Here is a 12,634-nt window from a genome sequence, read left to right as displayed (position 1 = left end):
GTGGGTGCTTTTTTCTTTGGTGTGTTCAAATTGAGACTTCGACAGCCCAGTTCTCGACCCCGTGTCCACCGGAAAGACTTCGACTCCCCGCATCCTCGAACCAGAAAAGATGCCCGTCCTCTCGACGGGTGAGACACTCCCGCCGATTCCGCCAGAGCGCCTCACGCCGGAAGGCCTGCGCGCGCGTTTCGCGCTTAATCTCGACTGGACGCAGGAAGAACGCGAGCAGCGCATCAAGGCGATCGGCGGCGATCCGCGCGTGGCTTCCGTGCTGGTGCCGCTCATCGTGCGCGAGGGCGGCTTGACCGTGCTGCTGACGCAGCGGGCCGATCATCTGTCGGATCACGCCGGGCAGATCAGTTTTCCGGGCGGCCGACGCGAGCCCGAAGACGCCGATGCCGCCGCCACCGCGCTGCGCGAGGCCTACGAAGAAGTCGCCCTGGGCGCGGAACATTGCGAGATCATCGGGGCGATGCCCGAATATCTGACGGGCACGGGTTTCAAGGTGACGCCTGTCGTTGCGCTGGTGCATCCGCCTTTTACCCTGAAGGCCGATACATGCGAAGTCGCCGATATCTTCGAAGTGCCGCTCGGTTGGCTCATGAATCCGGCGAACCACGAAGTGCGCGTTTTTCGCTGGGAAGGCGGCGAGCGTCGTTTTTTTGCGATGCCTTACACGCCGGGCGAAAGAAAGGCTCCTTATTTCATCTGGGGCGCAACGGCCGGCATGTTGCGCAATTTTTATCGCTTTCTCGCGGCTCGCGCGTGACGGCGCGGAAAGTCCGCGTGCTCGGCGCGGCTTGCGCAATTACTCAGCGCGCTAAACGCGTATGGCGCTGTGCTATCGTTACGCGAAACTCGAACTAATCCGACCGTTTCGGCGCTTCGCATGACTTTTTTCTCCGTATTGCTGGCTCTCGTCATTGAGCAAATGCGCGCCTTGTCGCCGCACAATCCGATTTCGGCGTTGCTCCAATATCATGCGGAATCCACCGCGCACGGTTTCGATGCTGGCAAGGAGAAACACGGCATCGTCGCGTGGCTCGTGGTCGTGCTGCCGTGGACGCTCGCGGTCGGGCTCGTCTATTACGTGCTGTACCGGATCAACTTCGCGCTGGCGTTTCTGTGGAACGTGGTGATCGTGTACTTCACGCTCGGCTTCCGGCAGTTCAGCCACTATTTCACCGACATCCACCTCGCGCTCAACAACGACGACGTGCCGCGCGCGCGCGAAGTGCTGAACGAATGGACTGGCATCGACACGGTCGATATGCCCGTCAGCGAAATCGTGCGGCATACGCTGGTTCACGCGGTGGTGGCGTCGCACCGGCATGTGTTCGGCGTGTTCTTCTGGTTCCTGATTCCGATCGGCCCGGCGGGCGCGGTGCTGTATCGCATCGCTGAATATCTGGCACGCGCGTGGGCGAAGCCGAATCCGGAGCGCACCGCCGAGTTTTCGTCGTTCGCACAGCGCGCGTTCTTTGTCATCGACTGGGTGCCGGTGCGTCTGACCGCGCTCGGCTTTGCGATCGTCGGCAATTTCGAGGATGCGATCTATGCCTGGCGCAATCACGCGCGTCAGTGGCCGGACGCGAACGAAGGCGTGTTGCTCGCCGCAGGCAGCGGTGCGCTGGGCGCGCGTCTCGCGGGTCCGCTGGCGGAGCCGCTTTCGGTCGAAGCGCTTGCCGTGGGCGATGCGAGCCCGTTGCCCGTCGGCGACGACTGCACGCCGCGCACGCTGCAATCGGCCGTCGGTCTCGTGTGGCGCGCGGTGATTCTGTGGATGCTGTTGCTGCTGATGCTGACGATCGCCGTGTGGCTGGCGTAATCAGTCGTCGAGCGGATCGCGCGCCGTCTGACAATTCCAGCACACGGTGAATTGCGGTTCCAGCCACTCGCCGCAATGCTTGCATCTCCAGGGCCGGGCGTTCGCGTCCGGCCCTTTTCTAGCGCGCTCCAGAAGGCGCAAGGCCAACGCTTCGTCGCGATCGTCGACGATCCATATCTCCGGCGCGCACTGATCCGCCGGAATCTCTCCCATCGCGCCGTTCAGATAGCGGTTGTGCAACTCGCACGGCACGCCCGCGGTCGCAAGCACGTTCACCCAGTGCTGCGCCGTGATCAGGTTGGGAGCGCGCGTGAGACGCTTCATCGAACGATCTGGCTGGCTTCGTGGACGAGTTGTGCGTAGAGCGCGTGACGCTCGGGGCGAATCTTGCCGGCATCGACGGCTTCGAGCACCGCGCAGCCAGGCTCGTGCAGATGATGGCAGTTGTAGAAGCGGCAATGCCCGAGATAGGGCCGGAAATCCGCGAAGGCGCGCTCGAGCTGGCCTTCGGACAGATGATGCAGTCCGAACTCCTGAAAACCCGGCGAATCGATCAGCGCGCCGCCGCCGGGCAAGTCGTAGAGACGCGTGAACGTGGTCGTGTGGCGGCCGCTATTGAGCGCCGATGAAATCTCGCGCGTGGCGGCGTCGGCATCGGGGACGAGCAGGTTCACGAGCGTCGATTTGCCCATGCCCGACTGGCCGAGCAGGATCGTCGAGCGGTCTTTCAGACGGGCATCGAGTTGCGGATGGACGTCGCCAGGCATCATCTTCGCCGACAGTTCGACGACCGTATAACCGAGTTCGCGATACGGCGCGAGTCGCTCGCGCGCGAGCGGCACCGCATGTCCGACGTCGATCTTGTTGAGCACGATGAGCGATTCCAGCCCATGCGCCTCAGCCGCGATCAACGCGCGTCCGAGCAGGTCCTCGCTGAAATGCGGTTCCGTGGCGAGCACGATCAGCAGTTGATCGAGATTCGCGGCAAAGAGCTTCGACTTGAACTGATCCGAACGGTAAAGCAGATTGCGCCGCTCGCCGATCTCGACGATCACACCCTGATCCGCCGACGACTGCTCATAGATCACGCGATCGCCGACGGCCACTTCGCTTTTCTTGCCGCGCGGGAAGCACTGAAGCATCGCGCCGCCGTCTTGCGGATTCACCAGATAGTGACGCCCGTGCGCCGCGATCACCGTGCCTTCGAGGCGCGCGCCCACGCTCGGATGCTTGGACCCGCGCGTCATGCGGCGTGTTGCATCAGGCGGTCGATGCGCTGCGAAGCGGGCGGATGCGAATAATAGAACGCGGTGTAGATGGGATCGGGCGTGAGCGTCGATGCGTTGTCCTCGTAGAGCTTCACCAGCGCGTTCACGAGATCCTTCGGATCGGTCTGGCTGGCGGCGAAGGCATCGGCTTCGAACTCGTTCTTGCGCGAAGTCAGGCTGCCGAGCGGCGTGATGAAGAACATGAACACCGGCAGCACGAGCATGAAGAGGACGAGCGCGAGCCCGTTGTTGCTGCCGACGAGCGACGGCCGCACGCCCAGACCCTCGTAGAACCACGTCGTCTGAATGAGCCAGCCGAGCAGCGCGAGCATCGCGAGGCTGATGCCGAACATGACGATCATCAACTTGAGCACGTGACGGCGCTTGAAATGGCCGAGTTCGTGCGCGAGCACCGCTTCGATCTCGCTGCCGGAAAGACGCGCGAGCAGGGTATCGAAGAAAACGATGCGCTTGGTCGCGCCGAAGCCCGTGAAATACGCGTTGCCGTGCGCTGAGCGGCGGCTGCCGTCCATCACGAACAGGCCCTTCGCGGCGAAGCCCGTGCGCGACATCAGATTCGTGATGCGCGCGACGAGCGCCTCGTCCTTCAGCGGTTCGAACTTGTTGAAGAGCGGGGCGATGAAGGTCGGATAGATGATCATCGCGAGCAACTGGAATGCGACCCATACCATCCATGTCCACAGCCACCAGAACGTGCCGGCGCGGTCCATCAGCCAGAGCGTGAGCAGCAGAAGCGGCGCGCCGATCACGACCGCGAGCACCGTGCCCTTCACGAGATCGACGAAAAAGAGCTTCTTCGACATGCGATTGAAGCCGAACTTTTCCTCGATCACGAAATGGCGGATGTAATCGAACGGAAGATCGATGATGCTCGTGATCGCGACCACCGACGCCACCAGCGCGATCTGACCGAGATAGCCGCGGCCGAGCCAGTCCGAAATGGCGAGATCGAGCGCCTGGACGCCGCCGAGCAGCGTCAGCGCGACGAGCACGACCGCGCTCGTGACGACCTCGATCATCGTGAGGCGCGTGCGCTCGACGGTGTAATCCGCGGCGCGCTGATGCGCGGTCAGCGGGATCGTGCCGGAGAATTGCGACGGCACGCCGTTGCGGTGCGCGGCGACGTAGCGAATCTGCCGCGACGCGAGCCAGAGCTTGGTCGAGACCATCGCGACCAGGGCGACGACGAAGATCGTCGAGAAAGCGAGAGTGAGGTTGGTCATCCGGGACTTCCGATTGAACTATGCGAGAATTATAGGTTCTAGGCCGTGCCGACGCGCAGTGGCTTTCCCATCTCTCAGGCCGCTTCTTATGACCGACATCTCCGCCGCCCCCGAATCAGACGAAAACGCGCTCGTGCGCAGCGACATGAACCTCGTGTGGCTCGACATGGAGATGACCGGTCTCGATCCGGACAACGATCGCATCATCGAGATCGCGGTGGTCGTGACGAATTCGACGCTCGACAGGATGGTGGAAGGGCCAGTACTCGCGATTCATCAGACGGACGAGGCGCTCGGCCGCATGGACGAGTGGAATCGCAACACGCACGGACGCTCGGGGCTGACAGAACGCGTGAAGGTGTCGACGGTCGATGAAGCCGAAGCCACGCGCCAGATCCGCGAGTTTCTCGGCCAGTACGTGCCGCCCGGCAAGTCGCCGATGTGCGGCAACTCGATTTGCCAGGATCGCCGTTTCATGGCGCGCTGGATGCCCGAGCTGGAGACGTTTTTCCACTACCGCAATCTCGATGTCAGCACCCTGAAGGAACTGTGCCGCCGCTGGCAGCCGGCGATCTACAAGGGCTTCCAGAAGCGCGCGATGCATACCGCGCTCGCCGACATTCACGAGTCCATCGACGAACTCAAGTATTACCGCGAGCACTTCCTGATTCCGTCGGCGCCGGCTGCCGCGTCTTAACTTTTCGGCGGACGGATCGCGCTTTTCGGGCGGAACGCCGTGACCACGTCGGGCCGCGTTTCGATATACGGTCCGCCGATCAGATCGATGCAGTACGGCACGGCCGCGAAAATGCCCGGCACTTTCTGCTTGCCGTCGGCGTCTTTCAATCCTTCGAGCGTTTCGCGGATCGACTTCGGCTGTCCCGGCAGGTTGATGATCAGCGCGGCGTGATCTTCGGTTTCGCGGATCACCGCGACTTGCCGCGAAAGAATCGCGGTCGGCACGAAATTCAGGCTGATCTGGCGCATCTGCTCGCCGAAGCCGGGCATCGGCTTCGTGGCGACGGCGAGCGTCGCCTCGGGCGTCACGTCGCGGCGCGAGGGGCCGGTGCCGCCCGTCGTAAGCACGAGATCGCAGCCGAGCGTATCGACGAGTTCCACGAGCGTCGCGGAAATGGTCGCGGCATCGTCCTGGATGAGGCGCGTCTCCGCGCGAAAGGGCGTGCTCAGCGCCTCGCCGAGCCACGTTTGCAGCGACGGCAAGCCCTTGTCCTCGTAGACGCCTTGCGACGCGCGATCGCTGATCGACACGAGCCCGACGATCAGCTCGTCCGGGTGATTACGCTTCGGTTTCGTCACGATCGTCCTCATCGCCTTCGACGTCTTCGTCGTCTTCCGCGCCCGCCGCGTTCTTGATCCACTGGAACAGTTCGCGGTAGTAGCGCGGCGGCTTTTGCTGCTCACGCTCTTTGCGCGCGTTGCGGATCAGCGTGCGGCCTTCCTGCGGATCGACGTCCGGATGATTGCGGATGAATTCGGTGAGCGCGGCGTCGTCGGCGAGAAGCTTTTCGCGGGTGCGCTCGATCCAGTGCAGCCGCGCGGTTTCGGACTTGTTCACGCCACGGTAGGTATCGAGCGCCGTGCGCAGCGCCGCGACCTCGTCCTCGATCAGCGAGCGCATGACCTTGCCGACGTACTGCACCTGGCGGCGCTTGCCTTCGTGATCGGTGATGCGGCGCGCCTCGCGCACGGCGTCGCCGAGATTCTCGGGCATCGGCATGCGCTTGAGCGCATCTTTGGGCAGCGCGATCAGCGCTTCGCCCAGCTCCTGCAGCGCGTGCATGTCGCGCTTGAGCTGGGATTTGCTCGGACGGTCGTAACCGTTTTCGTCGGTCTCGCGCTCGTCGTCGCGGCCGGAATCGATCGGTTGAATGCGGGTTTTACGGTTCATCCCGACATTGTAGCTTGCGTGCGCACCGTGCCTGAAGCGCGCGTCCGCGTCTGCGACAAAGCTTGGCGGGTGAATGCACGCCGTCCTTGCTATGATCGCGTGATAGGCCAGTTCCGTCGCTCGACGCCCGATTGCGTGCGCGTCGAGCCGGACATTCCGAAGCAACCACGACATGCGCGGGCGCGCGCCGCCCGACTTCCAAAGGCAACCAAAAATGGCAGCAGACATGGACGTCAAGCAACGCTACTTCCCGCATACGCAGGACGAACTCAAGGAGATCGCCTCCGATATCCTGCGTTACGCGAAGGAACTCGGCGCGAGCGATGCCGCCACCGAGATCTCCGAAGGCGACGGCCTGTCAGTGAGCGTGCGGCGCGGCGAAGTCGAGACGATCGAGCACAACCGCGACAAGATGGTCGGGGTGACCGTCTTCATCGGCAAGAAGCGCGGCAATGCGAGCACCGCCGACTTCACGCGCGACGCACTGCGCGACACGGTCGCCGCCGCGTACAACATCGCGCGCTTCACGGCCGAGGACAGCGCGGCGGGCCTCGCCGAAGCGGAACTGCTCGAAAAGGCGCCGCAGGACCTCGATCTTTATCACCCGTGGGACATCGATGCGGAGGAAGCCGCCGAGATCGCGCGCCGCGCGGAAGCCGCCGCGTTCGCCGTCGACAAGCGCGTGACCAACTCGGAAGGCGCGAGCGTCTCGGCGCAGCATTCGCAATTCGTGCTCGCGACCTCGCGCGGCTTCATGGCGGGCTATCCGTATTCGCGGCATTACATCGCGTGCGCGCCGATCGCGGCAGCGGGCCGCGACATGCAGCGCGACGACTGGTACACGTCCAAGCGCGATGCGTCCGGCCTCGCCGCGCCCGAAGCGGTCGGACGTTACGCCGCCGAGCGCGCGCTCGCACGCTTGGGCGCCAGGAGTCTCGACACGCGCAAGTGCCGCGTGCTCTTCGAGGCGCCGCTCGCGGCGGGCATTCTCGGCGCGTTCGTGCAGGCGGTGAGCGGCGGCGCGCTGTATCGCAAGACCACGTTCCTCGTCGATACCCTCGGCAAGCCGGTGTTCGCGCCGCATATCCAGATCGTCGAAGATCCGCACGTGAAGGGCGGCATGGGCAGCGCGCCGTTCGACGAGGAAGGCGTGCGCACGCAGCGTCGCAGCGTGGTCGAGGATGGCGTCGTGCAGGGCTATTTCCTGTCGACGTATTCGGCGCGCAAGCTCGGCATGAAGACCACCGGCAACGCGGGCGGCTCGCACAATCTGACGATGAAGAGCACGCACACGAAACCCGAAGACGATTTCGAAGCGATGTTGAAAAAGCTCGGCACCGGCCTCTTGCTGACCGAACTGATGGGGCAGGGCGTGAACTACGTGACGGGCGATTACTCGCGCGGCGCGTCGGGCTTCTGGGTCGAGAACGGCAAGATCGTGCATGCGGTCGAGGAAATCACCGTGGCGAGCACGTTGCAGGAGATGTTCCGACACATCGAGGCGATCGGCGCGGATACCGTCGTGCGCGGCACGAAGGAAATCGGCTCGGTGCTGATCGAACGGATGACGATCGCGGGACAGTGATCCGCATCCGCTGAAAGACGAAGGCTCCGGAACGCATCCGGAGCCTTTTTTCATTCCGAGGCCGCGATGCGCTCGTAGGTCACGAACGCGAACGCGAAATCGTTCGGCGCCGCCGCGCGATGCGGCTCGCGGGACACTTCGCGCCACAATTCCGGATCGGGCGCGGGAAAGCGCGTGTCGCCGTCGAAATCGGCGTCTATCTCGGTGACGATCATCTTGTCGGCGCGCGCGATGGCATCGCGATACAACTGCGCCCCGCCGATCAAAAACGCTTCCTTGGCCGGTTCGAGCGCGAGCGCCGCTTCGAGGCTCGTCACGACGTCACAGCCTTCGTAGCGCCGCGTGCCATCGCGCGATATGACGATGTTGCGCCGTCCCGGCAGCGGCCGGCCGATCGATTCGTGCGTCTTGCGGCCCATGATGATGGGCGCGCCCATCGTCGTGCGCTTGAAGAATGCGAGGTCTTCCGGCAGGCGCCAGGGCAGTTGGTTATCGCGTCCGATCACGCCATTGCGCGCGCGGGCGACGATCAGGGTCAGCGTCGTCATGTGAGAAAGGTCGAGGCAAACAGGCGCGCGGGCCGCGCCGACAGGGCCTCGATTCTAACCGACACTTCGGACCGAAACTGCCGCCGCAGCGGCGCGCGGACTCACGCCTCGGGCGAATCGTCGGCGAGCGGCGGCGCGTAGGCCGGGGCGGGCGCGACCTCGTCCCATAGCATCACGCTGACGCCTGAGCCCGTCGGACGGATGGCGGGCTGTTTCGCATCGTCCGGTTCGTCCGCTTCCTCGCGGTCTTGCTGCGCGCCGCCTGATTCCTCGCGCCGGTATGAACTATCGAGTGCCATCGTAACGACATAACCCAAGGTAATTATTCCCGGCGCGGAAAGATCCGGAAATAAAGTAATCGTCTCGCCGGTATGAACGATTAAGCTGAAGATGAATGCGGGACAGAATATGAACGCACGTTCTATAGACAGTATTTCTTACCATCCGACGCGCTTCTAGTCGAGCGAATTATGTGCCATGCGTCGGAAAGCATTGCCACGCAATGAATGGCGGAAGTCGGTGGAAGGCGCGTTGCGGAAACTTGGCCGAAAACGTTTCACAGCTGAAACATAGGGGCAGAAAAACATGAAGTTCTCGTGAAATCGGTATAAGATTTTGTCTTATTAAATTGTGCGTAAAGTTTTTAATAATCGTGTGAGAAATTCTTGCGAGGCCCGTCCTATCAGGGTTTTGTGGCTAAACCGGCGGCTCTCGCGATATTTGTTTTCGGGGTTTCTGGGTTATAGTAGTCTCTCAAAAACGGCACAGAATCAGACATAAAGGGTTTCGTGGAAGAGCGCGTGGTGTGTCGCGCTATGTCCCGGGGGCGTCGTATCGAATGGGCAAGTCCCTCTCCATACGTTTGAGAGAAACGTGCGAGGGCAACGAAGTCTGCGATGTAGTGCGAGCCTGAACTACGTGACCTTTTCAACGAATGTTGAACAAAGGATCTGAATAATGGACGTCGCTCGGCGGCAACTCATCTATGTGACTCGCGATCCAAGCGAGACGCTGTGCGCGCGATTCGAGGAGCGCGGCTGGCATATCGAAATCGTCGCGAGCGCGCGCGACACGCGCAAGGCACTGCGTAGCGATCTGGCGACCGGCGGGTTACTGGATCTGTCGAGTCATTTCGAATCTCATGAACTGGCGGCGTTCGAATCGTCGCTGACGATGACCAACGTGGGCTGGGTCGCGGCCACCGTTGCCGGACAACTGGAAGACGCTGCCGTGCGGCGTCTGATTCGCGACTACTGCTTCGATTACGTGACGCTGCCGACGTCGAACGACCGCATCGTCGATTCCGTCGGTCATGCGTATGGCATGGTTTCGCTGCACGACGCCGCATCGCACGATGCGCGCAGCGAAGGCCGCGCCGAGGGCGAGATGGTCGGTTCGTGCGACGCGATGCTCGCGCTCTTCCGTTCGATCCGCAAGGTCGCGATGACCGACGCACCCGTGTTCATCTCGGGCGAATCCGGCACCGGCAAGGAACTGACGGCCGTCGCCATTCACGAGCGCTCCGCGCGTCGCGATCAACCGTTCGTGGCGATCAACTGCGGCGCGATTCCCGCGCATCTGCTGCAATCGGAGCTTTTCGGCTACGAGCGCGGCGCGTTCACGGGCGCGAATCAGCGTAAGATCGGCCGCGTCGAAGCGGCCAACGGCGGCACGCTGTTCCTCGATGAAATCGGCGATCTGCCGCTCGAAAGCCAGGCGAGCCTGTTGCGCTTCCTGCAGGAACGCAAGGTGGAGCGTCTGGGCGGTCACGGTTCGACGCCGGTGGATGTGCGCATCATCTCGGCGACGCACGTCGACATGCAGACCGCGATGATCGAAGGGCGGTTCCGCGCGGACTTGTATCACCGGCTGTGCGTGCTGCAGATCGACGAGCCGCCGCTGCGCGCGCGCGGCAAGGACATCGAACTGCTCGCGAAGCATATGCTCGACCGCTTCAAGAAGGATGCGAGCCGGCGGCTGCGCGGATTTTCCCCCGATGCGATCGCCGCGATCCACAACTACGGCTGGCCGGGCAACGTCCGCGAGCTCATCAACCGCGTGCGGCGCGCGATCGTGATGTCGGAGGGGCGGCAGATCACCGCTCGCGATCTCGAACTCGGCGAGTACGTCGAAGTGGCGCCGGTTTCGCTCGCGCAGGCGCGCGAGGCGGCCGAACGGCAGGCCATCGAGCTTGCGCTCCTGCGCCATCGCGGACGTCTCGGCGATGCGGCGCACGAGCTGGGCATCTCGCGCGTGACACTGTATCGGCTATTGAGCGCGCACGGGATGCGCCACATCGAGGTCGATGCGCCGTCGGAGCACGCCACGCGCGGCTGAGCGCACATCACCGAGATCCACCACCGGACGGGCGCTTTCAGGCGCCCGTTTTTTCGTGCCGCTGAAATAAGCGCCGGTCCTCGTCGCTTGGTAAAATCTCGTGTTTACGCCCTCCGTTCGCGAGGGCATGCGGCACACCCAGGGAACATCGAATGAAACAGTATCTCGAGCTCGTCCAGACGATTCTCGATACCGGCACTTGGCAGGAAAACCGCACGGGCATCCGCACGATCAGCATTCCCGGCGCGATGCTGCGTTTCGACTTGCAGCAAGGCTTTCCGGCCGTGACGACGAAGAAGCTCGCGTTCAAATCCGCGATCGGCGAGCTGGTGGGCTTTCTGCGGGCATCGAAGAGCGCGGCGGATTTCCGCGCGCTCGGCTGCAAGGTCTGGGACGCGAACGCGAACGAAAATCCGCAATGGCTCGAGAATCCGTACCGCCAGGGCCCGGACGATCTCGGCGACGTGTACGGCGTGCAGTGGCGCAAATGGCCCGCGTACAAGCTCGTCGATGCCGGCGCGAACGATCAGATCGCCGATGCGACCAATCGCGGCTTCCAGGTCGTGACGAGCTTCGTCGAGAACGGGCGCGAACAGGTGCTGCTGTACAAGGCGATCGATCAGTTGCGTCAGTGTCTCGACACGATCATCGAGCGCCCGACCGACCGGCGCATTCTGTTTCATGCGTGGAATCCGGCGAAACTCGACGAGATCGCGCTGCCCGCGTGCCATCTGCTGTATCAGTTCATCCCGAATGCGGTGACGCGCGAAATTTCGCTGTGTCTGTACATTCGCAGCAATGACGTCGGGCTCGGCACGCCGTTCAATCTGGCCGAAGGCGCGGCGCTGCTGCATCTCGTCGGCCGGCTGACCGGGTTCAAGCCGCGCTGGTTCACGTATTTCATCGGCGATGCGCACTGCTTTCTGGAACCTAAAAAAGTGCCAACCTACCATTGATTATGGTCTGTAGCCGAATTTTTGCCGGCCATTTATTAAAAGTACCAGAAAGTTTCGTCAGTTCAGTTGCGGTGCTGAAGCGCACCGTCCAAAAACTAAAGTTAGCCCTTGAAAGACATGCGGCCCGTGCCGATGACGGTTCGACGAGAATCACGTGTATCGGTAGAAGCGTCCACACCTCCGGTCGTTCCCGTCTTCTCATCCGAACGATAGAGTGGTGAGTCGGACCTGCTCTGCAAGAGCGCGTTCAGGCTGATGTTTGATGGGAAAGTGACGTCCGGAACATCTCTGCGACGTGTGCCCACGTTTGCTCGAAATCGCCCACTTCCCGACTTGATGACGTCATCAACATGCTTGGGATGACGACCAACCGAAATTCGACGGATGCTATACGTCGGATGGAACAGCTAAACACATCCGATACGCATCGTTATCTCGATGCCGCCGACCTTGCGGCCATTCTCGCCCTATCCATTCGCACGACAACGCTGCGAGCAAAACATCGTCCTTGGCTCCTTCCTCCGCGAGCAGAACTTTACGAACGGGACCTGCTGCGTTGGAGGGAGGACGTCGTGCAAAACTGGTTAGCGAACAGTGCGAGCGATGAGGCGTCCCGCGCGGAGTCAACCGTTTAGACCGAGACGAGCGCGACATATGCTGGCCGCAATCTGAATGTTTTGTAGGCGCGGCAAGTCCAGACGTGCGACCAAACCTAGTCTTATGGGTTGGTCTGTTGAAGGTCCTCAGCCCGTCGAAAGAGAGTAGACAACGGAACCCCTAGCGCCACGGAAACCACCTCTATGGTTTCAAGCGTCGCCGGCCTCAGGCCGCGTTCAAGGGCGCTGAGCGCAGACAGGTGAATGTTGGCAAGCTCAGCGAGTTCCGCCTGCGTCAGATTCCTGGCCTTACGTTCCGTGCTCACTGAGAGCCCGAAGGCCTTCCTTAGCAGCATGCAAATT

At 62.5% G+C, this 12,634-nt stretch carries 13 protein-coding genes and 1 pseudogene; 6 read left to right on the top strand and 8 right to left on the bottom strand.

What is annotated here, in order from left to right:
- Positions 1-109: 109 nt before the first annotated feature.
- Both QCE73_RS10730 and QCE73_RS10725 read left to right on the top strand, forming a co-directional pair.
- Positions 110-769 carry a CoA pyrophosphatase gene (locus tag QCE73_RS10730; protein ID WP_309881140.1) on the top strand — a complete coding sequence of 220 codons (660 nt, stop codon included), beginning with the start codon at positions 110-112 and terminating at the stop codon, positions 767-769.
- Positions 770-889: 120 nt separating this feature from the next.
- Positions 890-1,828, top strand: coding sequence for a CobD/CbiB family protein (locus QCE73_RS10725; protein ID WP_035503234.1), 939 nt, complete (start codon positions 890-892; stop codon positions 1,826-1,828).
- Here QCE73_RS10725 and QCE73_RS10720 read toward each other — a convergent pair whose 3' ends face one another.
- The 3 genes from QCE73_RS10720 to QCE73_RS10710 are packed head-to-tail and all read right to left on the bottom strand — an operon-like array spanning position 1,829 to position 4,340.
- On the bottom strand, positions 1,829-2,152 hold the full coding sequence (locus QCE73_RS10720) for a DUF2007 domain-containing protein (RefSeq protein WP_035503235.1): 324 nt from the start codon (positions 2,150-2,152) through the stop codon (positions 1,829-1,831).
- Positions 2,149-3,075: a ribosome small subunit-dependent GTPase A gene (gene rsgA / locus QCE73_RS10715; RefSeq protein WP_309881138.1), complete on the bottom strand. Its 927-nt coding sequence runs from the start codon at positions 3,073-3,075 to the stop codon at positions 2,149-2,151. The genes QCE73_RS10720 and rsgA overlap by 4 nt, the downstream gene beginning before the upstream one ends.
- Positions 3,072-4,340, bottom strand: a complete 1,269-nt coding sequence (locus QCE73_RS10710) for a M48 family metallopeptidase (protein WP_187605834.1) — start codon at positions 4,338-4,340, stop codon at positions 3,072-3,074. The genes rsgA and QCE73_RS10710 overlap by 4 nt, the downstream gene beginning before the upstream one ends.
- A gap of 88 nt (positions 4,341-4,428) precedes the next feature.
- Between QCE73_RS10710 and orn the strand changes: the two genes are divergently transcribed.
- Positions 4,429-5,037, top strand: coding sequence for an oligoribonuclease (gene orn, locus QCE73_RS10705; RefSeq protein ID WP_187605833.1), 609 nt, complete (start codon positions 4,429-4,431; stop codon positions 5,035-5,037).
- On the opposite strand, the gene mog is transcribed toward orn, so the two are convergent.
- Complete coding sequence (gene mog / locus QCE73_RS10700; protein ID WP_309881136.1) at positions 5,034-5,669, bottom strand: molybdopterin adenylyltransferase; 636 nt, start codon at positions 5,667-5,669, stop codon at positions 5,034-5,036. The two genes, orn and mog, sit on opposite strands and share 4 nt — an antisense overlap.
- Positions 5,638-6,249, bottom strand: a complete 612-nt coding sequence (gene yjgA, locus QCE73_RS10695) for a ribosome biogenesis factor YjgA (protein WP_309881134.1) — start codon at positions 6,247-6,249, stop codon at positions 5,638-5,640. Before yjgA ends, mog begins: the two co-directional genes overlap by 32 nt.
- 214 nt (positions 6,250-6,463) lie before the next feature.
- Here yjgA and pmbA point away from each other — a divergent pair, with 214 nt between their 5' ends.
- Positions 6,464-7,834 (top strand): metalloprotease PmbA, encoded by a 1,371-nt coding sequence (pmbA, locus tag QCE73_RS10690; RefSeq protein WP_035503247.1) that lies wholly within the window; start codon positions 6,464-6,466, stop codon positions 7,832-7,834.
- 50 nt (positions 7,835-7,884) lie between these two features.
- Here pmbA and QCE73_RS10685 read toward each other — a convergent pair whose 3' ends face one another.
- Positions 7,885-8,382, bottom strand: coding sequence for a dihydrofolate reductase (locus tag QCE73_RS10685; protein WP_309881132.1), 498 nt, complete (start codon positions 8,380-8,382; stop codon positions 7,885-7,887).
- Between the two features lie 101 nt (positions 8,383-8,483).
- Positions 8,484-8,681 carry a hypothetical protein gene (locus QCE73_RS10680; RefSeq protein WP_309881130.1) on the bottom strand — a complete coding sequence of 66 codons (198 nt, stop codon included), beginning with the start codon at positions 8,679-8,681 and terminating at the stop codon, positions 8,484-8,486.
- 658 nt (positions 8,682-9,339) lie between these two features.
- On the opposite strand from QCE73_RS10680, the gene QCE73_RS10675 reads away from it, so the two are divergent.
- Together QCE73_RS10675 and QCE73_RS10670 are read left to right on the top strand one after the other, a co-directional pair.
- Positions 9,340-10,719, top strand: coding sequence for a sigma-54 dependent transcriptional regulator (locus QCE73_RS10675; RefSeq protein WP_035503252.1), 1,380 nt, complete (start codon positions 9,340-9,342; stop codon positions 10,717-10,719).
- Positions 10,720-10,871: 152 nt separating this feature from the next.
- Positions 10,872-11,642 (top strand): annotated as a pseudogene (locus QCE73_RS10670) (thymidylate synthase); the annotation flags it as partial.
- Between the two features lie 751 nt (positions 11,643-12,393).
- On the opposite strand, the gene QCE73_RS39400 reads toward QCE73_RS10670, so the two are convergent.
- The gene (locus QCE73_RS39400) at positions 12,394-12,627 is read right to left on the bottom strand and encodes a helix-turn-helix domain-containing protein (protein ID WP_035503253.1); all 234 of its coding nucleotides are present in this window, start codon (positions 12,625-12,627) and stop codon (positions 12,394-12,396) included.
- Between the last annotated feature and the right edge of the window lie 7 nt (positions 12,628-12,634).

The sequence above is a fragment of the Caballeronia sp. LZ029 genome, assembly GCF_031451275.1.
Taxonomy (GTDB): Bacteria; Pseudomonadota; Gammaproteobacteria; order Burkholderiales; family Burkholderiaceae; genus Caballeronia; species Caballeronia jiangsuensis.
Note: the sequence above shows the minus strand (reverse complement) of the source record. Positions and strands in the feature narration are given on the sequence as shown.